Below are 24816 nucleotides of genomic sequence, written 5' to 3'. Positions count from 1 at the left end.
GACGTGGTGACCGATCCGCTCAGGCCGAGCAGCTGGTCGTCGAGGTGGTGCTGCTGCACGTCGAGGTGGTGCCCGACGAGGAGCACGAGGCCAGGATCGCCTCGGAGGCGTCGGCGTAGTCGGAGATCGCGAAGGTCTCGGACTCCAGTTCGAGGATTTCCTCGGCGAGGGCGTTGAGGTCGGTCTCGGGCGCCATGGTGACTCCAAACGATCGTGTCCGGCCGGTTACTCCGGCCCGGAACAAGCAGACCGCACGGCTCTCACCGATCGCCGTCGTCCGGACTAGCAGGTCGCTGTCACCTGATGTGAGCGGTGTGACAGCGACGTGCGGTTGGCTTTCCGCCATGGCGTCACCCGGCCCGCCCGCCACCGCCCGTGTCCCGGGCCCGTCCCCGGAGCCGGACGTCCTGGCCCGGGCCGGCTCGCTCTACCGCGACCTGCACGCCCATCCGGAGCTGTCGGGGATGGAGGAGCGCACCGCCGCGCGGTTCGCGTCCGCGCTGCGGGAGATCGGCTGCGAGGTGACGACCGGCCTCGGCGGGCACGGCGTGGTCGGTGTCCTCGCAAACGGGGCCGGGCCGGCGGTGATGCTCCGCGCCGAGCTGGACGCGCTGCCGGTCGCCGAGCGGACCGGGCTGCCGTACGCGAGCTCCGCGACCGCCCTCGACGGCGAGGGGCGCCGGACCCCTGTCATGCACGCCTGCGGGCACGATCTGCACCTGGCCGCGGCGGTGGGCGCGGCGGCTCACCTGGCCCGCCGGCGGGACGGGTGGCGGGGGACGCTGCTCGTGCTCGGGCAGCCCGCCGAGGAGACGCTCAGTGGCGCTGCCGCGCTCGTCGCGGACGGCCTCCACGAGCGGTTCGGCCGGCCCGACCTCCTGCTGGCGCAGCACGCCGCGCCCCTGCCCGCCGGCATGGTGGCGCACGGGGCCGGCCCGATGACGGCCGGCTGCGTCACGATCGAGGTGACCGTGACCGGGCGCGGTGGGCACGCCGCCACGCCGCACCTGTGTGTCGACCCGGTGGTGCTCGCCGCCACCATCGTGGTCCAGTTGCAGACCATCGTGGCCCGGCAGGTCGGGCCGGCGGAGCAGGTGTCGCTGACCGTGGGTTCCCTGCGGGCGGGTCACCATCCGGGCGTCATCCCGGAGGAGGCCACCCTGGGCGTCACGATCCGGGCGTTGTCCGACCGGACGCTCGACGACGTGCGGGACCGGGTGGCCCGGGTGGTCCGGTCCTGCTGCGAGGCCGCGGGCAGCCCGGTGGAGCCGGTGCTGCGGGTCGTCTCGCGTACCCCGGCGTATCAGGGCGATCCGGCGGTGGCCGCGCGGTTGCGCGCCGCGCACGAGCGGGTGTTCGGCGCCGAGCGGGTCGCCTGGTGGCCGCCGTCGCTTGCGGCCGAGGACTTCCCGCTGCTGGCCGCCGGTGGGATCCCCAGCGGATACTGGATGCTCGGCGTCGTCGGCCCGCGCCAGTGGCGGTCGGCGCCCGGCGGGAGCGCCGCCGAGAAGCTCGCCGGCCTGCCGGCCAATCACAGCCCGTCCTTCGCGCCCGATGCCGGCCTGGCGTTGCCGGCAGGCGTGGCGGCGCTCGCGGCCGGGGCGCTCACGGTGCTCGCTCCGGAGTGAGGGGCCGAAGCATCATGCGGTGCACCGTATAACCTTGCATGGTCACCGCCCGCGCTGCTAAAGTCACCGCATATTCATGCGGAGGTTAGTATGGGCATTCGAGTAGCGGTAGCCGGGGCGAGCGGATACGCCGGTGGCGAACTGCTGCGCCTGCTCGCCGGCCACCCCGAGTTCGAGCTTGTCGCCGCCACCGCGCACAGCCAGGCCGGCCAGCCCGTCACCGCCGTACACCCGCAGCTCGCCGGCCTGGACCTGGTGCTCGGGGCGACCGATCCGGCGGCGCTCGCCGACGCGGACCTGGTCTTCCTGGCCCTGCCGCACGGCCAGTCGGCGGCCCTCGCCGCGGCCCTCCCCGACCGCGTCGCGGTGGTCGACCTCGGCGCCGACCACCGGCTGCGCGACGCGGACGCCTGGTCCCGCTACTACGGCGGCGCGCACGCCGGCGCCTGGACCTACGGGCTGCCGGAGCTACCCGGCGCGCGCGGCGGGATCGCGGCGGCCCGGCGGGTGGCCAACACCGGCTGCTACGCGGTCGCGACCACGCTGGCGCTGGCCCCGCTGATCGCCGCCGGCGCGGTACGCCCCGACGACGTGGTGGTGGTCGCCGCCTCCGGCACCTCCGGCGCCGGCCGGGCCGCCAAGGCCCACCTGCTCGGCAGCGAGGTGATGGGCGACCTGTCCCCCTACAAGGTGGGCGCGCACCAGCACGTGCCCGAGATCAAGCAGGCCACCGGCGCGACCGGCCTGTCCTTCACGCCGGTGCTCGCCCCCATGCCCCGGGGCATCCTGGCCACCGTCACCGCGGTGCCGACCGGCGACGCCGACCCCCGTGCGGTGCTCGCCGCCACCTACGCCGACGAGCCCTTCGTGCACCTGCTGCCCGACGGGTCGTGGCCGCACACCGCCGCCACCGCAGGCTCGAACGCCTGCCACCTCCAGGCGACACTCGACGTCGACTCGGGGCGGGTGATCGTCGTCAGCGCCGTCGACAACCTGGGCAAGGGCGCGGCCGGTCAGGCCGTGCAGAACGCCAACCTGATGGCCGGCCTCCCCGAGACCACCGGCCTGTCCGCCTTCGGAGTCGCCCCATGACCGTCACCGCCCCCCGTGGATTCCGTGCCGCCGGCGTTGCCGCCGGCCTCAAGTCCTCCGGCGCCGCCGACGTCGCCCTGGTCGTCAACGACGGCCCGGACGCCGGTGTCGCCGGTGTCTTCACCGCCAACCGGGTGAAGGCCGCCCCGGTGCTCTGGACCCAGCGCGTCGTGCACGGCGGCGTGGTCCGCGCCGTGGTGCTCAACTCCGGCGGCGCGAACGCCTGCACCGGCCCGGCCGGCTTCCAGGACACCCACGCCACCGCCGAACACACCGCCGCCGTGCTCACCGCCGGCAGCGCCCGGCTGATCGTCGGGGCCGGCGAGGTCGCGGTCTGCTCCACCGGGCTGATCGGCGAGCGGCTGCCGATGCCGAAACTGCTGCCAGGCGTACGCGACGCGGTGCGCGGCCTGTCCCGCGACGGCGGCCTGCCGGCCGCCGAGGCGATCATGACCACGGACACCCGGCCCAAGACCACCGTGGCGCGCGGCGGCGGCTGGACCGTCGGCGGGATGGCGAAGGGCGCCGGGATGCTGGCGCCCGCCATGGCCACCATGCTCTGCGTGCTCACCACCGACGCGGTGGCCGGACCGGACGCGCTCGACGCCGCGCTGCGGGCCGCCACCCAGGTCACCTTCGACCGGGTCGACTCCGACGGGTGCATGTCCACGAACGACACCGTGCTGCTGCTGGCAAGCGGCGCCTCCGGCATCGAGCCGACCGCGGCCGAACTGGCCGCCGCGGTCACCGCCGCCTGCCACGACCTGACCCAGCAACTCCTCGCCGACGCGGAGGGGGCGACCAAGCAGGTCGCGATCGACGTGGTCGGCGCCGCGCGCGAGGACGACGCCGTCGAGGTGGGCCGCGCGGTCGCCCGCAACAACCTGGTCAAGACCGCGTTGTTCGGCAACGACCCGAACTGGGGCCGGATCCTCGCCGCCGTCGGCACCACCGCCGCCGCGTTCGAGCCGGACGAGGTCGACGTCGCGGTCAACGGCATCTGGGTGTGCCGGGGCGGCGCCGCCGCCGAGGACCGCGCCAAGGTGGACCTCGCCGGCCGCGACGTCACCATCCGGATCGACCTGCACGCCGGCGGCGAGGCCGCGACCATCTGGACCAACGACCTGTCGCACGGGTACGTGCACGAGAACTCGGCGTACTCCTCATGATGAGTGACGACCTCACCCGGGCCCAGGCCAAGGCCGCCACGCTCATCGAGGCGCTGCCCTGGCTGGCCCGCTTCTCCGGCGCCACCGTCGTGATCAAGTACGGCGGCAACGCGATGGTCGACCCCGAGCTGCGGCGGGCCTTCGCCGCGGACATGGTCTTCCTCAGGTACGCCGGCCTGAAGCCGGTCGTGGTGCACGGCGGCGGCCCGCAGATCTCCGCCATGCTGGGCCGGCTCGGCATCGCCAGCGAGTTCCGGGGCGGCCTGCGGGTCACCACTCCGGAGGCGATGGACGTGGTCCGGATGGTCCTGGTCGGGCAGGTCGGCCGGGAACTGGTAGGGCTGGTCAACGCGCACGGCCCGTTCGCGGTCGGCCTCTCCGGGGAGGACGCCGGGCTGTTCACCGCGGTGCGCCGCCCGGCGTACGTGGACGGGCAGCCGGTCGACGTGGGTCAGGTCGGCGACGTGGAGTCGGTGGACGTCTCGGCGGTCACCGACCTGATCGCGGCCGGCCGGATCCCGGTCATCTCCACCGTCGCGCCGGACGTCGACGGGGTGCTGCACAACCTCAACGCGGACACCGCCGCCGCCGCGCTCGCGGTCGCCCTCGACGCGCGCAAGCTGGTCGTGCTCACCGACGTGCCAGGCCTCTACGCCGACTGGCCGGACACGTCCAGCCTGGTCAGCGAGATCACCGCGGACGACCTGGCGAAGCTGCTGCCGTCCCTGGAGTCGGGGATGGTCCCGAAGATGGAGGCGTGCCTGCGGGCGGTGCGGCAGGGCGTGCCCGCCGCACACGTCGTCGACGGCCGGGTCGCCCACTCCACGCTGCTCGAAGTGTTCACGTCGGAAGGGTTCGGAACGATGGTGATCGGGTCATGAGCCTGCTGCGGCGCTGGAACGCCACCATGATGGACAACTACGGCACCCCGCCGCTGGCGCTCGTCGCGGGCCGCGGCGCCGTCGTGGTCGACGAGGCCGGCCGGGAGTACGTCGACCTGCTCGGCGGCATCGCCGTCAACGTGCTCGGCCACGCCCACCCGGCGGTGGTGGCCGCCGTGTCGAAACAGGTCGCCACGCTCGGGCACGTGTCGAACCTGTTCGTCGCCGAGCCGCCGGTCGCCCTCGCCGAGCTGCTGCTGGCCCTGGCCGGCCGCCCCGGCCGGGTCTTCCTCGCCAACTCCGGCGCGGAGGCGAACGAGGCCGCGTTCAAGCTCTCCCGGCTCACCGGGCGACGGCACGTGGTGGCCACCCACGGCGGCTTCCACGGCCGGACCATGGGCGCGCTGGCGCTCACCGGCCAGCCGGCCAAGGCCGACCCGTTCCGCCCGCTACCAGGCGACGTCACCCACGTGCCGTACGGCGACGTGGACGCCCTCGCCGAGGCGGTCACCGACGACACCGCCATGGTGATCGTGGAACCGATCCAGGGCGAGAACGGCGTGGTGGTCCCGCCGCCCGGCTACCTCACCGCGGCCCGGCGGATCACCGCCGCGCACGGCGCGCTGCTTGTGCTCGACGAGGTGCAGACCGGCGTCGGGCGCACCGGGCACTGGTTCGCCCACCAGGCCGAGGGCGTCGAACCGGACGTGGTGACGCTCGCCAAGGGGCTCGGCGGCGGCCTGCCGCTCGGCGCCTGCCTGGCCTTCGGCCCGGCCGCCGACCTGCTCACCCCGGGCTCGCACGGCACCACCTTCGGCGGCAACCCGGTCAGTTGCGCCGCCGCGCTCGCGGTGATCGCCACGATCGCGAACGAGGGCCTGCTCGACCACGTCAAGCGGGTCGGCGAGCGGCTGCGGCGCGGCGTCGAGGCGCTCGGGCACCCGCTGGTGCGCGAGGTGCGCGGCGCCGGCCTGCTGCTCGGCATCGCGCTCGACCGGCCGGTGGCCGGCGTGGTGGCGACCGCGCTGCGGGAGGCCGGCTTCCTGGTTAACCCGGTGCAGCCCGACGTGATCCGGCTCGCCCCGCCGCTGATCCTCACCCCGGCGCAGGTCGACGCGTTCCTCGCCGCGCTTCCCACCGCCCTCGACGCCGCGCCCGCGCCCACCCCCTCGACCCGCACGGAGGCCCCCGCATGATCCGCCACTTCCTGCGCGACGACGACCTCACGCCCGCCGAGCAGGCCGCCGTGCTCGACCTCGCCGCCCGGATGAAGGCCGACAGGTACGCGCACAAGCCGCTCGCCGGGCCGAGGTCGGTGGCGGTGCTGTTCGACAAGCAGAGCCTGCGCACCCGGATCTCGTTCGACGCCGGCATCGCCGAACTGGGCGGCCACCCGCTCGTGGTGGACACCCAGGTCACCCACTTCGGTCGCGGGGAGAGCCTCGGCGACGCCGGCCGGGTGTTGTCCCGCTACGTGGCCGCGATCGTGCTGCGCACCCACGGCGACGACCGGATCGCCGAGGTGGCCGCGCACGCGACAGTGCCCGTGGTCAACGCGCTCACCGACACCTACCACCCCTGCCAGTTGCTTGCCGACCTGCTCACCGTGCGGGAGCGGTTCGGGGACACCGCCGGGCGGATCCTCACCTACGTCGGCGACGCGGCGAACAACATGGCCCACTCGTACCTGCTGGCCGGCGCGACCGCCGGGATGCACGTCCGGATCGCCGGCCCGGCCGGCTTCGCGCCGGACCCGGCGATCGTGTCCCGGGCGGCGAAGATCGCCGCCGGTACCGGCGGCTCCGTCGACGTGGGCACCGACCCGGTCGAGGCGGTACGCGGCGCGCACGTGGTCGCCACCGACACCTGGACGTCGATGGGCCAGGAGGACGACGGACTGGACCGGATCACCCCGTTCCGGCCCTACCAGGTCAGCGACGCCCTGCTCGACCACGCCGCGGACGACGTGATCGTGCTGCACTGCCTGCCCGCCCACCGGGGCGAGGAGATCACCGGCGAGGTGCTCGACGGCCCGCGCAGCGCCGTGTTCGACCAGGCGGAGAATCGCCTGCACGCCCAGAAGGCGCTGCTGACGTTTCTCCTGGAGGCATCCACATGACCGCTCCGCTCACCCGCGCCGCGCGGCACGGCCGCATCGTCGAGCTGATCCGCGACGGCGTCGTCCACTCGCAGACCGAGCTGGCCGACCTGCTCGCCGCCGACGGCATCCAGGTCACCCAGGCCACCCTCTCCCGTGACCTCAAGGAGCTGGGGGCGGTGACCGCGCGCGGCGGCGACGGGCGCGGCGTCTACCTGATCCCCGAGGACGGCCGTCGGCCGCTGCGGGACGCCGAAGGGGCGCCGGCCCGGCTGGTCCGGCTGCTGCGTGAACTGCTCAACGGGGTCGACTCCAGCGGCAACATCGCCGTGTTGCGCACCCCGCCGGGCGCGGCCCACTACCTGGCCAGCGCGCTTGACCGGGCGGGCCTGTCGGAGATCGTCGGCACCATCGCCGGCGACGACACCATCCTCGTGGTGGCCCGCGAGGCCGACGGCGGCGCCGCGCTCGGCGACCGGCTCGCCGGGTGGGCCCGCCGGGAGGAACACATCGAAGGGAACACCACGACATGACCGAGCGGGTCGACGGGTACGCCCGGTGGACAGGGGTGCGGCCGTGACCACCACAATGGGTGGGGTGGACGACAAGAGCCTGACCGAGAACAGCGCCGCCACCAACCGGACGAGTCTCTGGGGAGGCCGGTTCGCCGGCGGTCCCGCCGAGGCGCTCGCGCGGCTGTCGGTGAGTGTCCAGTTCGACTGGCGCCTCGCCCCGTACGACATCGCCGGCTCCCGGGCGCACGCCCGGGTCCTCGCGGGCGCCGGCCTGCTCGACCCCGACGAACTGGGGCGGATGCTTGCCGCGCTCGACGACCTGGAGGCCGCCTGCGCCTCCGGGGCGTTCCGCCCCACCATCGACGACGAGGACGTGCACACCGCCCTGGAGCGCGGCCTGTTGGAACGGCTGGGCAGCCTCGGCGGCAAGCTGCGCGCTGGCCGCTCCCGCAACGACCAGGTCGCCACCGACTTGCGGCTCTATCTGCGCGACCACGCCCGTGGGGTGGCCGCCCGGCTGGTCGAGCTGGCCGAGGCGCTCGTCGAGCAGGCGGAGCGGCACGTCGACACCGCCGCCCCGGGCATGACCCACCTGCAACACGCCCAGCCGGTGACGTTCGGGCACTGGCTGCTCGCCCACGTGCAGCCGCTGCTGCGCGACCTGGAGCGGCTGCGCGACTGGGACGAGCGGACCGCGATCAGCCCGCTCGGCGCCGGCGCGCTTGCCGGCTCGGGGCTGCCGCTGGACCCGGTGGCGGTCGCCAAGGAGCTGGGCTTCCGCACCTCGTTCGCCAACTCGATGGACGCGGTGGCCGACCGGGACTTCGTGGCCGAGTTCCTCTTCGTCACCGCGATGACGGGTGTGCACCTGTCCCGCCTCGGCGAGGAGGTGGTGCTCTGGACGTCGCAGGAGTTCGGCTGGGTCGAGCTTGACGACTCGTTCGCCACCGGCTCGTCGATCATGCCGCAGAAGAAGAACGCGGACATCGCCGAGCTGGCCCGCGGCAAGTCCGGCCGGCTGGTTGGCGGCTTGATGAGCGTGCTCACCATGCTCAAGGGCCTGCCGATGACCTACGACCGGGACATGCAGGAGGACAAGGAGCCGGCGTTCGACGCGGTCGACACGCTTGAGCTGCTGCTCCCCGCGCTGGCCGGGATGATCTCCACGATGACGGTCCGGGTGGACCGCCTCGCGGCCACCGCCCCGTCGGGCTTCTCGCTCGCCACCGAGGTCGCTGACTGGCTGGTCCGCCGGCACGTGCCGTTCCGCGACGCGCACGAGATCACCGGCAAGCTTGTGGCGCTCTGCGCGGCCCGGGAGTGCGAGCTGGACGAGGTCTCCGACGCCGACCTGGCCGCGGTGAGCGAGCACCTGGACCCGTCGGTGCGTGACGTGCTCTCGGTGCGCTCCGCGCTGGCCGCGCGCATCACCCCCGGCTCCACCGGCCCCGGGCCGGTCGCCGACCAGCTCGCCGCCGCCGCGGACAAGCTGGCCGGCTGGCGGGACTGGGCCGCCGAGCAGGTCGTTCCCCGCTGACCCGTTTGTGTCCGGGGCGGGCGCCCGTCCGCCCCGGACCAGTTCCGTACGCGCGTCAGGTGTCAGTCGTCGGGTTCTCCGCGACTGATCGGCCGGAGCCTCTACTTGCAGTTCAGCGCCGCTTCGACTCCATGTCGGTGAACAGCTTCACGAACTCGGTTATGGCCCAGTCGAGTTGACCGCAGGTGTGCCAGTCCGCACAGCTCATGCACCCTAGCCGCCGTGGCGTGATGCTGGCCGCCATGAAGTGGTTGTGGAGAGTCCGCTTGACTTCGAAGAGCTTGCGCCATTCTGAGTCTTCAGACGGGTCATCCATTGGCACGGCGAACCATCCTCCCCAAGTGAGCATGATTGGTCCCCACCTGGGGGCAGAGTCCATGCGTCGTGCTCCCCAGGTGGGTACGCGAGCCGGAAGCCCGAAGTTTTGCCGAAACCAGGGAGCCGACTCAGCAACCAACCTATTCCAACTTGTAGGAGTAGGTAACAAGCCACACCTCCGTAGGTCTTGAAACTTGCTGGAGCAGGTTTGGCCGTGATCAGATTGGCCTGCCGAAGCCAGGGAACCGACGGAGATCAACTCATGCCGACTGAGAAGGTCGACTACCGGCGCATTGCAAACGAGATCACCGAGAAGATCAAATCCGGGGAGCTTGCCCCCGGCGCCAAGTTGCCCTCAACCCGCGAGCTGGCCGAGACGTACGGCGTACACATCTCGACCGTCGCCCGAGTGATGTCACTTCTCAAGGACCGAGGCGTGGTAGTGGGGCAGCCCGGAAAGGGCGTCTACGTAGCCGAACCGGAACAGGGCTGATCGCCCCGGCGATCATGAAGTTGGCGGCGACAGGACGAACTCCAGGCACCGCCAACTTCATGATCACCGGGGCCAGGGCCGGCGGACCTCAGCCCGTCGGCCGCTCGCGTTTCGGTAGCTTGGCCACCACCGCGTCGTACGACCCGTCGACCGCGTCGATCAGGTCGTCGTCCGGGATGCCGCCGGTCAGGCGCAGCGCGTTCCAGCCGGACCGGCCGATGTAAGGGGAGGGGCGGGCGTCGTCCGGGAACCGGTGCAGCCACTCGTCGGCCACCTCGCGTGACGGGCCGCACTTGACCCAGATCCGGGCCTCGCCGTCGGGAGCGCCGAGGAACGCGAAGATCCGGCTGCCCACCTTCGCCACCTCGTCGGCCTCCCACGGCCGGTCCAGCCAGGCCCCCGGTTTGGCCAGGCAGTAGGCAAGCATCTCCTCGCGCGTCATCGCGTCCTCCCGTGCCGTCGTCCGGCACAGTCTCACCCGCGGCTGTGACAGTTCGCCGGCCCGGTCAGTCGCCGGTGCCGGTGCGCACGGTGAGCCGCTCGTAGCGCTGCCGGGCCGCCTGGGCGCTGCCCAGCCCCAGCCCGAAGGCGATCGCCTGCCAGGTCATGCCCCGGCTGCGGGCCACCTGGAGCAGCCCGGCCTCCAGCACGTCGACCTCGGCCCGCACGTGCGGGATCAGGGTCAGCGCGGCCATCAGGTCGGCCTGGTCGACAGGTTGCTCGCCGGTGTCCAGCTCGGCGCCGCCCGCGAGGGCCATCACCAGCGTGGCCGCCTCGTAGGCGTCGGGCACGTCGGGGTGCGCGTAGCGCCGACGCCGGGAGTTGGTGCCGGCGTGCCGCTCGGCGATCCGCAGCAGCGCCGCGTAGTTGCGGTGGGCCCGGGCCTGGGCAGCATCCGGAGCGGTGAACGGGTCGTTGTCCACGGTGACCATGCCGTCCATCCCACACCCGAGAATGGCCTGTTGTCAACATCCTGTTGAAAGCCATTTGTGCTTAACCCCGTGCTCTCCCGTGAGTAAGACGCACCAGGAGTGCACAGGGGTTGCTGAGATCGCTTCGACACTGCCGCGCGCACGCTTGACGCTTCGGGAGCGCCGGTCGGGCGAGCTGGCTGCGTGGATGGCTTCGACAAGGGACCAGGCGCGGCCTCCCCGCCACCTGTAGCACCCAACCGCACAACCCGCTGGGGATCGTGAGAGAAAGGTGATCATGAAGTTGGCGGCGACGTTGATCTCTGTTGATGCCGTCAACCTCATGATCAGTGCGAGGAGGTGTGAGGCGCGGTGGTGGGGCCGCTACGGGGTCGCGGGTTGGCGGCGGCGCGGGGTGTGCCGGCGGTAGACGCTCACGCTCGGCTCGCCGATCAACCAGAACCGCCAGGGCAGGTCGTGCGCGGCGGCGACACCGACCCGGGGGCCGGCGGCGATCCGCGCGGAGTCGACCGGGTCCGCCGGCGGGGCCAGGAGCAGCGGTCCGGTGCCGTCGACCGCCGAGGTGCCGTTCGCGTCCCGGCCGAGGCCGAGCGCGGTGACCAGCCGGGCCGGCCCGCGTCCGAGATCCCGGTCGCTCGCGCGGGGACGGCGCTCCCGGGCGGTTTCGATCCCGTCCACCACATCGCCGGCGCGCAGCAGCACGGCCGCCGCCTCACCGTCGCGACCGCAGACGATGTTCGCGCACCAGTGCATGCCGAACACGAAGTACACGTAGACGTGTCCGGCCGGCCCGAACATCACCCGGTTGCGCGGCGTCGGCCCGCGGTGGGCGTGCGAGGCCGGATCCGCCCCGGTGCCGGCGTACGCCTCGACCTCGGTGAGCCGGACGCGGACGCCGTTCGCCGACACGGTCCAACCGAGCAGGGTCCGCGCGGTGGCCGCGATCTCCGCGGCCGGCGCGTCGAGCCAGGGGTACGACGTCATGGCGGGCAAGCGTATCCGGGGGCCCGATGTGTTCCCAGCGTCGGCTTGATCGACTCCACTACGCCGAGGTGGTGCCATTGCGAGGTGCCCGATGTCGCTATTACTCCGAGCTGGAGGTCGGGTGTCTGCCCTGGGCGGCGGAATAGTTGACTCGTCAAATAGGTTGTGCGGTGCGATGCCGGGCCGACCGGTCCGGATCTCACCCGAGGAGCTGGTCATGCAGTTCGGAATCTTCACCGTCGGTGACGTCACCGTCGACCCGACCACCGGGCGGCTGCCGTCCGAGCGTGACCGGATCAAGGCCATGACCACCATCGCGCTCAAGGCCGAAGAGGTCGGGCTGGACGTCTTCGCCACCGGCGAGCACCACAACCCGCCGTTCGTGCCGTCGTCGCCGACCACCATGCTCGGCTGGATCGCCGCCCGCACCGAGCGCCTGCTCCTGTCGACCTCGACCACGCTGATCACCACGAACGACCCGGTCAAGATCGCCGAGGACTACGCGATGCTCCAGCACCTGGCCGACGGCCGGGTGGACCTGATGATGGGGCGCGGCAACACCGGCCCGGTCTACCCGTGGTTCGGGCAGGACATCCGCAACGGCATCCCCCTCGCCATCGAGAACTACGACCTGCTGCACCGGCTGTGGCGGGAGGACGTGGTCGACTGGAAGGGCAGGTTCCGCACGCCGCTGCAGTCGTTCACCTCGACCCCGCGCCCGCTCGACGGCGTACCGCCGTTCGTGTGGCACGGCTCGATCCGCAGCCCGGAGATCGCCGAGCAGGCCGCCTACTACGGCGACGGCTTCTTCGCCAACCACATCTTCTGGCCCAAGGAGCACACCCAGCGGATGGTCGGCCTCTACCGCCAGCGCTGGACGCACTACGGCCACGGCACGCCCGAGCAGGCGATCGTCGGCCTCGGCGGGCAGGTCTTCATGCGCCGCAACTCGCAGGACGCGGTACGCGAGTTCCGGCCGTACTTCGACAATGCCCCGGTCTACGGGCACGGCCCGTCGCTTGAGGAGTTCACCCGGGAGACGCCGCTCACCGTCGGCAGCCCGCAGCAGGTCATCGACCGCACGCTCGGCTTCCGCGAGTACGTCGGCGACTACCAGCGGCAGCTCTTTCTGATGGACCACGCCGGCCTGCCGCTGAAGACCGTGTTGGAACAGCTCGACCTGCTCGGTGAGGAGGTGGTCCCGGTGCTGCGCAAGGAGTTCGACTCGATGCGTCCGGCAGACGTGCCCGAGGCGCCCACCCACGCCAGCCTGCTTGCCGCCCGCGACGCCGCGACGACCACCGTCGACGCCGCCACGACCGCGGGGGAGGGGCGATGACCCGGCGTACCCTCGCGGTCGTCTCGGCCGGTCTCGGCCAGCCCTCGTCCACCCGCCTGCTCGCCGACCAGCTCGCCGCGGCTGCCCGCGACGAGTTGGCCGGGCGCGGCGCGGCCGTGGAGCTGCGCCCGGTGGAGCTGCGCGAGCACGCCCACGACGTGGTCAACCACCTGCTCACCGGCTTCGCGCCGGCCGCGCTGCGACAGACGCTCGACGTCGTCGCGGCGGCGGACGGGTTGATCGCGGTGACGCCGATCTTCAACGCGTCCTACAACGGGTTGTTCAAGTCCTTCTTCGACGTGGTGGACTCCGACGCGCTGGCCGGCAAACCGGTGCTGCTCGGGGCCACCGGCGGCACCGCCCGACACTCGCTCGCGCTGGAACACGCGGTCCGGCCGATGTTCACGTACCTCCGGGCGGTGACGCTGCCGACTGCGGTCTTCGCCGCGCCCGAGGACTGGGCCGGCGACGACGGCGACAGCGCGCTGCGGGCCCGGATCCGCCGTGCGGCGGCCGAGCTGGCCGAGCAGGTGGACCGCCGGCCACAGGCGACCGGCCCGGCCGACCCGTTCGCCCTCACCACCGACTTCGCCGGCCTGATCGCCGGCCGCGATCCGGCCTGATCGCCGGCCGCGACCAACCTGATCCGGCCGGCGTCAGTCGCCGGCCGGCGACGGTGGGTGGGCCACCAGCACCGGGCAGTGGGCGTGCTGCACCAGGGCCTGGCTGACCGAGCCGAGCAGCAGCCCGGTGAAGCCGCCCCGTCCCCGCGAGCCGACCACCACCAGGGACGCCTCCCTGCTCGCCTCCCGCAGCGCCGTCTCCGGGGAGGCGGCGACGACGGCGCGTTCGGTGACCCGCAGCCCCGGGTGCGCCGTCCGGACCCGGCCGGCCGCCGCGCCCAGCAGCTCGGCCGCCTCGGCCCGGTCGGCTGCGCTCGCCTCGGCCGCGGCCTCCGGCGCTGTCGCGCCGCGCTCCGGCGCGTTGACGTGCACCAGTACCAGCTCGGCGTCCCGGCGGTCGGCCTCGGCCGCGGCAAGCTCGACGGCGTACCCGGCGGACTCGGAGCCGTCGACCCCGACCAGCACCGGACCGTCGACCCGGACGGGCCGATCCGCCGGGCGGACGACGAGCACCGGGCAGTGCCCGTGCTGTGCGAGCTGGCCGCCCACTGAGCCGAGCAGCAGCCCGGTGAAGCCGCCCACGCCCCGGCTGCCCACCACCACCAGCTCGGCCCGGCGCGACTCCTCCACAAGCGCCGCGCCCGGACCGCCGGCCACCTGGCGGACCTCCACCCGCAGCGCGGGGTGCCGATCGGCCAGGTCGGCGGCGACCCGTTCGAGCATCTTCTCCGACTCCGCGGTGGGCGCCGGCACCCCGAGGTCGTACGGGTTGAGCGGCACGCCGTACCCGAGTGGGTGCAGGTAGCCGTGCACCAGCAGCAGCGTCCGGGAGCGCGCCACCGCGGCGGCGGCGGCCTGGTCGGCGGCGGCCAGGCTGGACGGCGATCCGTCCACCCCCGCCACGACGGGTCGGTTCATCGGTGTCTCCCCTCCGGCCGTCCCGGGTTCGGCTGCTCGACCCGCACGGCTATTCCGTGTCGCTGGCGAGCTGATCCGGGTCGGACCGGCGGCGGACGACCAACTCGTCCACCTCGAGCCGGCCGATGCGCAGCTCGCGGATCACCGCGCGGCGTACGGCCAGCCGCCCGATCACCAGCACGCCCACCGACACGGCGCCCAGCGCCAGCGCACCCACCGCGAGCGCCCCGACGGACGTGGCGCCGGTGGCCCGCGCTCCTACAGCCCGCGCTCCCACAGCGTTCGCGACCGGTCCCCGCACGGGCGAATTCAGTCCACGGCACCGCCACACGCCCGACATACCCCCATCCTAAACCGGGCACCCCCCGCCCCAGGTCCCTCCCGGCCGATCATGAAGTTGGCGGCGATATTGATCTCGGATCGTGCCGTCAACCTCATGATCAGCCGCTCGCCTTGCGGAGGGTCGGCGGGTCGTGCGGATCTTGGCGGGGACCTGGGGCGGGGGCGCTTCCGCTTCGTCGCCGCCAACGTGATGCCCTCCTCGACAACCCCCACCCACAGCAGTTCGCGTCGACATTCGACCGACGACGCAAACCCCTTGATCACCCCGCCGCCGGTTCGCAGGTCGGTCGGGGAGAGGGGGGCGGGTATGGTTTTCGGCCGTGAGCTTCGAGGTGGAAATCCGTCCGGTGCGCGACGACGACCTGCCCGCGTTCTTCGCCCACGAGCAGGATCCGCAGGCCAACTGGATGGCCGCGTTCGGTCCGAAGGACCCGTCGGACCGGGCGGCGTTCGACGCGCACTGGGCGCGCATCCGCGCCGACGAGCGCATCGTCAACCGCACGATCGTCGCGGGCGGCGAGGTGGTCGGCCACGTGGCGGCGTTCCCGGTCGACGGGCAGACCGAGGTCAGCTACTGGATCGACCCGGCCCGCTGGGGGCGCGGCCACGCCACCGCCGGGCTCACCGCGCTGCTGCGGGAGTTGCCGCGGCGGCCGGTACGCGCCCGCGCCGCGAAGGACAACGCCGCCTCGCTCGCGGTGCTGCGCAAGTGCGGCTTCGTCGTGGTCGGCGAGGACTCCGGGTACGCTCCGGGCCGCGGCGCGGAGGTGCAGGAGTGGGTGCTTGAGCTGCCCGCCGAGGCGGCTGACCAGGGCAACCACTAGTCTCCCCGGGGTGAACTGGCTGGAACTCGTCGGCTGGGCCGGCTCCGCGCTGCTGGTCTGGTCCCTGCTGCAGACGCGCATCCTGCGGCTGCGCGCGCTCAACCTGGTCGGTTGCCTGATCCTGATCGGCTACAACGCCGCCGTGCACGTATGGCCGATGGTCGGGCTGAACGTGGTGCTCACCGTGATCAACCTGTGGTACCTGCGCAAGCTGCTGGCCACCCGGCACGACGAGCGGACCTACCAGGTGGTCGAGGTGGGCACCGGGGACGCGTTCCTGGCACACACGCTGCGGGTGCACGCCGCCGACATCGCCCGGTTCAACCCGACCTTCCGGTGGGACCCGGCCGCCGCCGACCGCTCGGCGTTCCTGGTGGTCCGCTCCGACGAGGTGGTCGGCGTGATGGTGTCGCACGCCGAGGCCGACGGGGTGGCCCAGATCGACCTGGACTACGTGACCCCGCCGTTCCGCGACTTCACCCCGGGCGAGTTCGTCTACCGGCGCAGCCGGCTCTTCACCGACCGGGGCTTCCGCCGGGTGGTCTCCCCGCCGGGCATGGTCGCCCCCTACTACCAACGGCTCGGCTTCCGCCCGGAGGGCGGGGCGTACGTGCTCGACCTGCCCGCCCCGGCCTGAGCCCGCCCGCCCGGGCCTGAGCCCGGCCTGAGCCCGGCCTGAGCCCGGCGGACCTGGCGCGAGCCCGCCGGGCCTGGCCCGGGCCCGGCCGTGAGCCAAGCTGGTCCGGCTGAGCCCGGCCCGAGTTCGGCCTGAGCCAGGCTGAGCCAGGTCAGGCCGGTGCCGTCGCGAGGTCGCGGGGCCGGCCGAACCAGCGGGCGAGCGCGGCGCGCAATCCGTCCCGGTCCGGGACCGCCGAGGTGGACGCCCAGGCCAGATAACAGTCCGGTCGCAGCAGCAGCGCGGTCGAGGTGGTCCCGGCGAGCCGGCCGGTGACCAGGTCGACCCGGTCCCGCCACGGCTCGACCGCCGCGTCGAGGGTCCCGGTGCCGTCGAGCAGCAGCGGGCGCGCGTCACGGGTCAGTTCGGCCAGCCGTACCGGCCCGGCGTCGCCGTGCACCACCAGGTCCGGCGCCCAGGTCCCGACCGGTGGCCCGTCCGGCGCCGGGTCGTAGCGGATGTCCGCGCCGGCCATCAGCGCGGCGACGTGGGCGGCGTTCTCCGGCCGGGCGAGCAGTTCGCCGACGAGTTCGCGCAGCGCGGTGACCTCGGGTCCGGGCGCGATCAACGCGGACTGGGCCTGGGTCGACACGGTGACCCGCAGGGCGGCCGGGCGGCGCTCGGCCTCGTAGGTGTCGAGCAGCCCGTCCGGGGCCCAGCCGCGCAGCCGGGCGGCCAGTTTCCAGCCGAGGTTCACCGCGTCCTGTAGACCCAGGTTCAACCCCGGCCCGCCGATCGCGGAGTGGACGTGGGCGGCGTCGCCGAGCAGCAGCACTCGGCCGTCGCGGTACCGCTCGGCGACGCGTGTGCTGCCGCCCACCAGGCGGCGCAGCAGGTGCGGCCCGTCGCCGGCCGGTGGATCGAGCGGCACCTCGGCGCCGAGCACCCGGGCCACGCTGGCCCGCATCTCGGCGAACGTGGGTGGCCCGTCCGCCTCCGGCTGGTCCGGCCACTCGATCGTGGTGACGCCGGGCTGCCGGCCGGGGAACGGCGCCCAGACGATCAGCCCGTGTGCGGTGCGGGTGTGCCGGAACGGCGGCACGATCCCGTACCCGGGCACCGCGAGGCCGCCGGTCGCCGGGTCGATCAGCTCCGGTGGCACGTCGACCTGGGCCGTCCGCGCGACCGGGAGGTCGGTGGTCACGCCGGGGAAGCCGATCCCGGCCAGCTTCCGCACCGTGCTGCGCCCGCCGTCCGCGCCGACCAGATAGCGGCAGGTGAGCGTCGTGCCGCCGGCGAAGTCGACCTCCACCGCGTCGGGCCGCTGCCGCAGCCCGGTCACCTCGGACCCACGACGTACCGGCACGTCAAGCTCGGTGGCCCGTTCGGCGAGCACCCGCTCGACCTCCCGCTGCGGCACCGCGAGCCCGTGCAGCGGGTTGTCGGCGACGTCGCGCAGGTCCAGCGGCAGCGCGCCGAAGACGAACCCGGGCGCGGGCCGTGGTGGCCCGGCGTCGCCACCGAGGCGCTGGTGCAGGCCACGCCGGTCGAGCATGCGGACCACCTGGCCGACCAGCCCGTTGGCCCGGTTCTCGGTGGTCGGCGCGGACAGTCGGTCGTACACCACCGGCCGGATCCCGGCCAGCGCCAGCTCGGCCGCGAGCATCAGGCCGTTCGGCCCGGCGCCGACGACAAGGACATCGATCATGACAAGATCCCTTTCAGGGTACGGCGAACCGGCCCGGCGGCCGTGACGGCGGGCCGGGCGGAGAGCGGGGTGGGTCAGCGCGGAGGTGGCAGGCCGGCGGCGAGCTGGGCCAGCGCGTCGGAGAGCAGCCGTTCCATCGACTCCGGCCGCTCGGCGCGGAGGAAGTGCCGCATGGCCGTGTTGCCGGCCGCGCCGACCGCGGCGGCCACCAGGTGCGGATAGAGGTCGTGGGCGGCGTCGGTGCCGGTGCGTTCGGCGACGGCCTCGGCCAACTCGGCCTCGGCGACCGCGCCGGCCCGCAGCATCTCGCCCTGCAACGCCGGCTCGGCGAGCATCACCCGCAACCCGGCGACCCACGCCTCGTGGGCGTCCGGCGGGGACTGTTCGACCTCCGGGCCGGATGCGAACTGCACCCGGGCCGCCGCGTCGATCGCCGTCCAGAGCGGCTCCTCGGCCGGCCGGGCCCGGAGCGCGTCCGCGACCCGGCGGTTGCGGTCCAGGTGTCGGGCCGCGATCGCCTCGGCCTTGCTGGCGAAGTAGTTGTTGAACGTGCGGGGGGACACCCCGGCGGCCTGGGCGATGTCCTCGACCAGCACCGCGTCGTAGCCGCGCGCCACGGTCAGCCGGATGGCCGCCCAGCTCAGCGCGGCCCTGGTCTCGGCCTTCTTGCGTTCCCGGAGTCCGCTCACCTCTCGACCGTAGCAAAGAATGCGTGCCACGCAAACTTTCGGGGGACGCAAAATTATTCTTCACCCGTGCCGACCCCAGGATTCAGGCGTGGGCCCATGGGGCACAGTGGGGCAACGCCGACCGGGCCTACCGGCCGGCGAGTCGGCCATCGCCGACGTGGATCGGGCCGAGGGAGAGAACCGCTCGTGCAGAGCTACTGGAGCCAACTGGCCCTGGTCGGTGTGCTGGTGATCGTCAACGCGGCCTTCGCCGGCAGCGAGATGGCACTGGTCTCGCTGCGGGACAGCCAGTTGCAACGGCTGGAGCGCAGCAGCCGCGCCGGCCGGACCCTCGCCCGGCTCGCCAAGGACCCCAACCGGTTCCTGGCCACCATCCAGATCGGCATCACCCTCGCCGGGTTCCTCGCCTCCGCCGCGGCGGCCGTGTCCCTGGCCCGACCGCTGGTGCCGCTGCTCGGCGTCTTCGGCAACGCCGCCGAGACGGTCGCCATCGTCGCGGTCACCCTGGTGCTCACGTTCGTCACGCTTGTCTTCGGCGAGCTGGCGCCCAAGCGCATCGCCATGCAGTCCGCCGAGCGGTGGGCGCTGCTCGTGGCCCGGCCGCTCGACATCCTGGCCAGCGTGACCAGGCCGGCGGTCTGGTTGCTCGGCGCCACAAGCGACACGGTGGTCCGCCTCGTCGGCCTCGACCCCAAGCACGAGCCGGACGAGATCGGCCCCGACGAGCTGCGCGACATCGTGGCCGGAAACCACGGCTTCACCAAGGAGCAGCGCACGATCATCGCCGGCGCCGTGGAGATCGCCGACCGGCAGTTGCGTGCCGTCCTCGTACCCCGGTTGCAGGTCTTCACGCTCGACAGCGGCACCACCGCGGACGCCGCGCGGCTCGTCCTCGCGGCGACCGGCCACTCCCGGGCGCCAGTGGTCCGCCACGGCGGCCTGGACGACGCGGTCGGCGTCATCCACCTGCGCGACCTGGTCGGCGTCCCCGACGACCGGCCGGTCGACGAGATCGCCCGCCCGCCGATGCTGCTGCCCGACTCGCTGCCCGTGGTCGACGCGCTGCGCCAGTTCAAGGCCGAACGCCAGCACATCGCCCTGGTGGTGGACGAGCGCGGCGCGGTCGACGGGATCGTCACGCTTGAGGACATCCTCGAGGAGATCGTCGGCGAGATCTACGACGAGACCGACCGCGATCTTCAGGCGGTCCGCACCGAGGCGGACGGCTCGCTGGTGCTGCCCGGCACCTTCCCGGTGCACGACCTGACCGACCTCGGGGTGGAGCTGCCCAACCGGCCGGCGGGCGACTACACCACAGTCGCCGGGCTGGTGCTGATCTGCCTCGGGCACATTCCGACGGTGGCGGGTGAGCAGGTCACCGTCGACGGCTGGGACCTGGCGGTGGCCGAGGTCGACCAGCGGGCCATCACCGAGGTGCACATCCGCCGCCGCCCCCGACGCGAGTCGGGCGAGGACAGCGACGGCGCCGACGACGACGCCCCGACCGCCGACCCGGCGGACGCCGCCGAGCAGCTCGACGGGGCGCGCCGCTGACGCAGCGGCCCCGGCGCCGGTGTGGCTCGCGCCGGTCGGCGTCGGTCGGGCTCAGCGCCGGTCGGCGTCGGTCGGGCTCAGCGCCGGTCGGGCTCAGCGCCGGTCGGCGGGCGGGCCGAACGGGAAGCCGGGCACCGGCGGGCGCAGTCGCACCGCGTCGGCGGGCACCTGCTGGGTGCTGCGCCCGACCAGCCGGGCGACCGCCCGCAGCAGCCACGGCCCGGCGGGATGCAGCTCCGGCCCGATCAGCCGGCTGGTCACCCGGGTCCACCAGTGACCGGCGACGATCACGTCGGTGATCCGCATCCGGTCCGGCGGCCAGCCACCGCGCACCACCACGTCCACCACCCGGCCGAGACGCCGCCCGCGCAGGTCGTACGCGGTGCGCCCGAGCAGCTCACCCGCTCGCACGGTACGCCCCCGGGATCCGCTCGATCACGTGCCGCCGCAGCCACGTCTCCACCGGCGAGGGCGGCAGCTCCGCCGCCCGGCACCGCAGCCGCACCGCACTGTCCACCCGGGCCACGGTCGCCAGCGGTACGCGTAGCGGCGGCACCGGCGGATCGTCGGTGAACCTGTCGGCGACCGCCACCAGCAGCCGCCCGATCGTGCCGCCGATCCGCTGACCGAGCGCCCGCTGCCCGGTGAGCAGGCAGTCCACGTACGGGTAGCCCTCGTCGTCCACCGCGAACGCGATGTCGTCGACCCGCCCGACGAGCCGGCCCTCCACGTCGACGATCTGCCGGTCGAGCAACTGCTTGGCGAGCTGGACCCTCATCGCCCCATCCCCGTCACGATCGCCAGTGGGATCGCCGCCACCGAGGCGGCGACGATGAGCAGCAGGAACACCGCGCCGAGCAGGTTCGCCCACCACCCGTTGACCCGGTCGCCGAGGTAGGTGCGGTCGTTGGCGACCACCAGGATCGGCAGGTAGGTCAGCGGCAGCACCACCGCGCTCAGCACCAGCATGTACTCGGTCAACCGCACCGGGTCCACGGTCGTCATCAGCATCACCACCGCGAGCAGCAGGCCGACCAGCAGGACGCTGTGGAACCGGGCCGCCTCGCGGGGGCTGACCCGCTTGCCCCACTGCCACCCGAAGTACTGCGCCGCCGCGTACGCGGCCGACAGCCCAGTCTCCAACGCCGCGCCGAAGGTGACCGCGAAGAACGCCAGCACGGCGGCGACCAGGCCGGCGCCGCCGAGCGCGGTCGCCACCGGCCGGGCCACCTGGTCGAGCGAGTCGAGCGAGGCCCCGGAGGGGTGGTAGGCCACCGTCGCCACGGCGATCAGCGACAACGCCAGGAAGCCGCCGATCGGAAAGCCGATCAACACGTTCGAGCGGGCGCGCGCCAGATCGGTCGCGCCCCACCGTTCCTCCACCCCGCCGGAGGAGAAGAAGAAGACCTCGTACGGGCTGACCGTCGAGGCGAACAACGACACCGCCACGAACCAGTACAGCGGCCAGTCGTGCCCGGCCGAGCTGATCTGCCACGTCCCACGCCCGAGGCCGGCCCAGTCGGTCGGCAACGCCACGAGCGCGACCGCGAAGACCAGCAGCGCCAGCCCGGCCAGGCCGAAGACCCGCTCCATCAGCTCGAAGCGCATCCGCCACAGCACCAGCCACACCGCAAGCGCGGCCAGCGGCACCCAGAGCAGGTGGCTCACGCCGCTCGCCAGTTGCAGCGCCAGCGCCACCCCGCCCAGCTCCGCGGCGAGCGTGACCACCGTGACCAGCCACGACGCGACCAGGTTGAGCAGCGCCACCCGCGGCCCGAGCCGCTCCCGGACCAGGTCGAACACCGCCCGCCCGCTCACCGCCGCGATCCGGCCGGACATGTCCGCGTACGCGCAGATGCCCACCACGCCGACCAGCAGCACCCAGGCGTGGGCCATGCCGAACAGCGCGCCGGCCTGGCTGGCCGCCACCAGGTCGCCGATGTCGACGAACCCGCCGATGGCCGACAGCACGCCCAGGGTGGCGGCGAGGAGCTTCCTCACGTCGGGTCGGGAGCGGCTGGTCTCATCGACGCGACGATATCGGCGTCAGCGCCCGGTTTCGGGCGAATACGTCAGTCGGCGGTGAGGTTCTGCAACCGCACCTGCCCACGGGCCACCAGCCGGGCGTCGTCGTCGGTGATCTCCACCAGCCACAGCTGCTGGCTGCGGCCCCGGTGCACAGGCGTACCGACCGCGGTCAGCTCACCGTCGCGGACCGCGCGCAGGAAGTCGGTCTGGTTCGACACCCCGACCACCCGGCCCCGCTCACCCAGCCACAGCGCGCCGCCCACGCTTGCCACCGTCTCCACCACCGAGCAGTAGACGCCGCCGTGCAGGATCCCGTACGGCTGCTGCAACTCCGGGCGGACCTGCCACCGGACCACCACCCGGTCGCCGTCGACCTCGTCGAACTTCAGGCCCAGCAGGGCCGCGAACCCCCCGGTCATGTCCAGCATCTCCACCGTGGTTCCTCCTCGTGCTCGGCGGCGCCGCCAGCCTAGTCGTCGTCGCCGCGAGCAATCCCGGTACGGCCCCGGGCCGGGGATGAGGGAGAATCGGTGACCGTGACCGACAGCAACCTCCCGCAGGGGCGGGACTCCCTGACCGAAGACCTGCTGTGGCGGGGCCTGATCCAGGACTCGACCGGCCCGGGCGAGCTGCGTGCGCTTCTCGACGGCCCGGGCGCCACGTTCTATGTGGGCTTCGACCCGACCGCCCCCAGCCTGCACGTCGGCAACCTCATGCAGGTCGTCACGGCCCGCCGGCTCCAACTCGCCGGGCACCGGCCGCTCCTGCTCGTCGGTGGCGCCACCGGCCAGATCGGTGACCCGAAGGAGAGCGCCGAACGAACGCTGAACCCGCCGGAGGTCATCGCCGGTTGGGTCCAGCGCATCCGGGACCAGCTCGCCCCGTTCGTCACGTACACCGGGGACAACGCGGCCCAGATGGTCAACAACCTGGACTGGACCGGCCAGATGTCGGTGGTGGAGTTCCTCCGCGACGTCGGCAAGCACTTCCCGGTGAACAAGATGCTCGCGCGGGAGGTGGTCAAGGCCCGGCTGGAGAGCGGCATCAGCTACACCGAGTTCAGCTACCAGTTGCTCCAGGCCAACGACTTCTTCGAGCTGCACCGCCGGCACGGCTGCCAGCTTCAGTACGGCGGCTCCGACCAGTGGGGCAACATCACCGCCGGCGTGGACTACGTGCGCCGTCGCGGCGCCGGCCCGGTGCAGGCGTTCACCACGCCCCTGGTCACCAAGTCCGACGGCACCAAGTTCGGCAAGAGCGAGACCGGCGCCATCTGGCTCGACCCGGAGATGACCAGCCCGTACGCCTTCTACCAGTTCTGGCTGAACGCCGACGACCGCGACGTCACCCGTTACCTGCGCTACTTCAGCTTCCGCTCCCGGGAGGAGCTGGAGGAGCTGGAGAAGGCCACCGCGGAACGCCCGCAGGCCCGGACCGCCCAGCGGGCCCTGGCCGAGGAGCTGACCGCGCTTGTGCACGGCGAGCGCGAGGTGACGCAGGCGGTGGCCGCCAGCCAGGCGCTGTTCGGCCGGGGCGCGCTCGACGAGCTGGCGCCGGAGACGCTGCGGGCCGCGCTCACCGAGGCCGGCCTGGTGCGCCTCGACGAGCTGCCGGACGTCGCCGGCCTGCTCAAGGAGTCGGGCCTGGTGCCGAGCATGAAGGAGGCCCGGCGGGTGATCGCCGAGGGCGGCGCCTACGTCAACAACACGAGGGTCACCGAGGTGGACGCGGCCGTCTCCCCGGCCGACCTGCTGCACGACCGTTACCTGGTGCTGCGCCGGGGAAAGCGCTCGTTCGCGGGGATTGAGCTGCGGAAATAGCCCGCGATCGACGGTGTGACGCGCGACGCGCCCGATGGATTTGACGATCAATCCATCGGGCGCGTAACTTTTCCTCTGCCAGCGCGGAACGGACGAAACAGGGCGAAAGTCCTGCAAGGCCGGAGCGCGGGACCTGGAACACGGGCGGTGCCCCGGATCCGCTGGGAGGCGGATTTGGTGAGGCGGAACCGACCGGGTAAGGTTATCGGCCGGCAGGGAAACGGACGGGCCAGCGGGAAACCGCCAACGGCCGTCCTGCCGAGAATCCTCGACGCGACCGACGCGAGTCGGCTGAATCGTGGTGACCGGCTAAAAGGGTGACGCACGACAAACTGGGAGACACCGGTTTGACACGGCAGAAACCACCGGGTAACGTAGTAAAAGTGCCCGGCGCGAGAGCGGTGGGTGTGGACGGAATGCCCCGGTTGTGGGTCCTCCTGGTGGAGGGTTTGCGGGCGGTGTGTGGTTGTTCTTTGAGAACTCAACAGGGTGCTTGATAAGCCAGTGCCAATTGTTTTATACCCCCGGCTGGTTGGGCCTTTTTGGTCTGTCTGGTGGGGATTCCTTTGGCAACATTTGTTTGTTGTCAGGACATTGTGTCCAGCGAATGTTTTTGTTGGAGAGTTTGATCCTGGCTCAGGACGAACGCTGGCGGCGTGCTTAACACATGCAAGTCGAGCGGAAAGGCCCTTCGGGGTACTCGAGCGG

General features: G+C 72.9%; 27 protein-coding genes and 1 rRNA gene. 16 read left to right on the top strand and 12 right to left on the bottom strand.

The window, feature by feature from the left end:
- Positions 1–19 precede the first annotated feature (19 nt).
- Complete coding sequence (locus tag SM450_RS29050; RefSeq protein ID WP_073827725.1) at positions 20–196, bottom strand: thiazolylpeptide-type bacteriocin; 177 nt, start codon at positions 194–196, stop codon at positions 20–22.
- 148 nt (positions 197–344) lie between these two features.
- Between SM450_RS29050 and SM450_RS29045 the strand changes: the two genes are divergently transcribed.
- From SM450_RS29045 to SM450_RS29005, 9 genes are all read left to right on the top strand, one after another.
- Positions 345–1628 carry an amidohydrolase gene (locus tag SM450_RS29045; RefSeq protein ID WP_474622970.1) on the top strand — a complete coding sequence of 428 codons (1284 nt, stop codon included), beginning with the start codon at positions 345–347 and terminating at the stop codon, positions 1626–1628.
- Positions 1629–1718: 90 nt separating this feature from the next.
- Positions 1719–2720 carry an N-acetyl-gamma-glutamyl-phosphate reductase gene (argC, locus tag SM450_RS29040; RefSeq protein ID WP_474622969.1) on the top strand — a complete coding sequence of 334 codons (1002 nt, stop codon included), beginning with the start codon at positions 1719–1721 and terminating at the stop codon, positions 2718–2720.
- Entirely contained in the window at positions 2717–3889 is a 1173-nt protein-coding gene (argJ, locus tag SM450_RS29035; RefSeq protein WP_474622968.1) for a bifunctional glutamate N-acetyltransferase/amino-acid acetyltransferase ArgJ, read from the top strand. The genes argC and argJ overlap by 4 nt, the downstream gene beginning before the upstream one ends.
- The gene (argB, locus tag SM450_RS29030) at positions 3886–4770 is read left to right on the top strand and encodes an acetylglutamate kinase (RefSeq protein WP_474622967.1); all 885 of its coding nucleotides are present in this window, start codon (positions 3886–3888) and stop codon (positions 4768–4770) included. The genes argJ and argB overlap by 4 nt, the downstream gene beginning before the upstream one ends.
- Positions 4767–5966, top strand: a complete 1200-nt coding sequence (locus tag SM450_RS29025; RefSeq protein ID WP_474622966.1) for an acetylornithine transaminase — start codon at positions 4767–4769, stop codon at positions 5964–5966. Before argB ends, SM450_RS29025 begins: the two co-directional genes overlap by 4 nt.
- Positions 5963–6889 carry an ornithine carbamoyltransferase gene (gene argF, locus SM450_RS29020; protein WP_474622965.1) on the top strand — a complete coding sequence of 309 codons (927 nt, stop codon included), beginning with the start codon at positions 5963–5965 and terminating at the stop codon, positions 6887–6889. The genes SM450_RS29025 and argF overlap by 4 nt, the downstream gene beginning before the upstream one ends.
- Positions 6886–7401: an arginine repressor gene (locus SM450_RS29015; protein ID WP_474622964.1), complete on the top strand. Its 516-nt coding sequence runs from the start codon at positions 6886–6888 to the stop codon at positions 7399–7401. Before argF ends, SM450_RS29015 begins: the two co-directional genes overlap by 4 nt.
- 55 nt (positions 7402–7456) lie before the next feature.
- Positions 7457–8920, top strand: coding sequence for an argininosuccinate lyase (argH, locus tag SM450_RS29010; RefSeq protein WP_281590362.1), 1464 nt, complete (start codon positions 7457–7459; stop codon positions 8918–8920).
- A gap of 580 nt (positions 8921–9500) precedes the next feature.
- Positions 9501–9731: a GntR family transcriptional regulator gene (locus SM450_RS29005; protein WP_474622963.1), complete on the top strand. Its 231-nt coding sequence runs from the start codon at positions 9501–9503 to the stop codon at positions 9729–9731.
- Positions 9732–9819: 88 nt separating this feature from the next.
- On the opposite strand, the gene SM450_RS29000 is transcribed toward SM450_RS29005, so the two are convergent.
- The 3 genes from SM450_RS29000 to SM450_RS28990 all read right to left on the bottom strand — a co-directional run bounded on the left by SM450_RS29000 (position 9820) and on the right by SM450_RS28990 (position 11647).
- Entirely contained in the window at positions 9820–10173 is a 354-nt protein-coding gene (locus tag SM450_RS29000; RefSeq protein WP_282281567.1) for an MmcQ/YjbR family DNA-binding protein, read from the bottom strand.
- A 64-nt stretch (positions 10174–10237) separates the two neighbouring features.
- A complete protein-coding gene (locus SM450_RS28995; RefSeq protein ID WP_474622962.1) occupies positions 10238–10663 on the bottom strand; it encodes a DNA-binding protein in 426 nt (141 codons plus the stop codon).
- A 363-nt stretch (positions 10664–11026) separates the two neighbouring features.
- Entirely contained in the window at positions 11027–11647 is a 621-nt protein-coding gene (locus tag SM450_RS28990; RefSeq protein WP_474622961.1) for a DNA-3-methyladenine glycosylase, read from the bottom strand.
- Positions 11648–11864: 217 nt separating this feature from the next.
- Between SM450_RS28990 and SM450_RS28985 the strand changes: the two genes are divergently transcribed.
- Positions 11865–12986 (top strand): LLM class flavin-dependent oxidoreductase, encoded by a 1122-nt coding sequence (locus SM450_RS28985; RefSeq protein WP_474622960.1) that lies wholly within the window; start codon positions 11865–11867, stop codon positions 12984–12986.
- Complete coding sequence (locus tag SM450_RS28980) at positions 12983–13609, top strand: CE1759 family FMN reductase (RefSeq protein WP_474622959.1); 627 nt, start codon at positions 12983–12985, stop codon at positions 13607–13609. The genes SM450_RS28985 and SM450_RS28980 overlap by 4 nt, the downstream gene beginning before the upstream one ends.
- A 33-nt stretch (positions 13610–13642) precedes the next feature.
- Here SM450_RS28980 and SM450_RS28975 read toward each other — a convergent pair whose 3' ends face one another.
- Complete coding sequence (locus SM450_RS28975) at positions 13643–14527, bottom strand: universal stress protein (protein ID WP_474622958.1); 885 nt, start codon at positions 14525–14527, stop codon at positions 13643–13645.
- A gap of 49 nt (positions 14528–14576) precedes the next feature.
- On the bottom strand, positions 14577–14744 hold the full coding sequence (locus tag SM450_RS28970; RefSeq protein WP_474622957.1) for a hypothetical protein: 168 nt from the start codon (positions 14742–14744) through the stop codon (positions 14577–14579).
- 445 nt (positions 14745–15189) lie between these two features.
- On the opposite strand from SM450_RS28970, the gene SM450_RS28965 reads away from it, so the two are divergent.
- Together SM450_RS28965 and SM450_RS28960 are read left to right on the top strand one after the other, a co-directional pair.
- Positions 15190–15693, top strand: a complete 504-nt coding sequence (locus SM450_RS28965) for a GNAT family N-acetyltransferase (RefSeq protein WP_474622956.1) — start codon at positions 15190–15192, stop codon at positions 15691–15693.
- A gap of 10 nt (positions 15694–15703) precedes the next feature.
- Positions 15704–16330 (top strand): hypothetical protein, encoded by a 627-nt coding sequence (locus SM450_RS28960; RefSeq protein ID WP_474622955.1) that lies wholly within the window; start codon positions 15704–15706, stop codon positions 16328–16330.
- A gap of 151 nt (positions 16331–16481) precedes the next feature.
- Here the strand turns inward: SM450_RS28960 and SM450_RS28955 are convergent, their stop codons facing one another.
- A complete protein-coding gene (locus SM450_RS28955) occupies positions 16482–18017 on the bottom strand; it encodes an FAD-dependent monooxygenase (RefSeq protein ID WP_474622954.1) in 1536 nt (511 codons plus the stop codon).
- Positions 18018–18091: 74 nt separating this feature from the next.
- Complete coding sequence (locus SM450_RS28950) at positions 18092–18706, bottom strand: TetR/AcrR family transcriptional regulator (RefSeq protein ID WP_474622953.1); 615 nt, start codon at positions 18704–18706, stop codon at positions 18092–18094.
- Between the two features lie 186 nt (positions 18707–18892).
- On the opposite strand from SM450_RS28950, the gene SM450_RS28945 reads away from it, so the two are divergent.
- The gene (locus tag SM450_RS28945) at positions 18893–20260 is read left to right on the top strand and encodes a hemolysin family protein (RefSeq protein WP_474622952.1); all 1368 of its coding nucleotides are present in this window, start codon (positions 18893–18895) and stop codon (positions 20258–20260) included.
- Between the two features lie 93 nt (positions 20261–20353).
- Here SM450_RS28945 and SM450_RS28940 read toward each other — a convergent pair whose 3' ends face one another.
- From SM450_RS28940 to SM450_RS28925, 4 genes are all read right to left on the bottom strand, one after another.
- Complete coding sequence (locus tag SM450_RS28940; protein WP_474622951.1) at positions 20354–20671, bottom strand: PRC-barrel domain containing protein; 318 nt, start codon at positions 20669–20671, stop codon at positions 20354–20356.
- Positions 20658–21038 carry a hypothetical protein gene (locus SM450_RS28935; RefSeq protein ID WP_474622950.1) on the bottom strand — a complete coding sequence of 127 codons (381 nt, stop codon included), beginning with the start codon at positions 21036–21038 and terminating at the stop codon, positions 20658–20660. The genes SM450_RS28940 and SM450_RS28935 overlap by 14 nt, the downstream gene beginning before the upstream one ends.
- Positions 21035–22261, bottom strand: a complete 1227-nt coding sequence (locus SM450_RS28930; RefSeq protein ID WP_474622949.1) for an NRAMP family divalent metal transporter — start codon at positions 22259–22261, stop codon at positions 21035–21037. Before SM450_RS28930 ends, SM450_RS28935 begins: the two co-directional genes overlap by 4 nt.
- 71 nt (positions 22262–22332) lie before the next feature.
- A complete protein-coding gene (locus SM450_RS28925; protein ID WP_474623001.1) occupies positions 22333–22716 on the bottom strand; it encodes a PaaI family thioesterase in 384 nt (127 codons plus the stop codon).
- A gap of 108 nt (positions 22717–22824) precedes the next feature.
- On the opposite strand from SM450_RS28925, the gene tyrS reads away from it, so the two are divergent.
- Entirely contained in the window at positions 22825–24108 is a 1284-nt protein-coding gene (tyrS, locus tag SM450_RS28920; protein WP_474623000.1) for a tyrosine--tRNA ligase, read from the top strand.
- A 613-nt stretch (positions 24109–24721) separates the two neighbouring features.
- Positions 24722–24816: ribosomal RNA gene (locus SM450_RS28915) — 16S ribosomal RNA — on the top strand; the annotation flags it as partial.

The organism is Micromonospora marincola (assembly GCF_056150385.1).
This window is presented reverse-complemented; position numbering and strand designations above follow the sequence as displayed.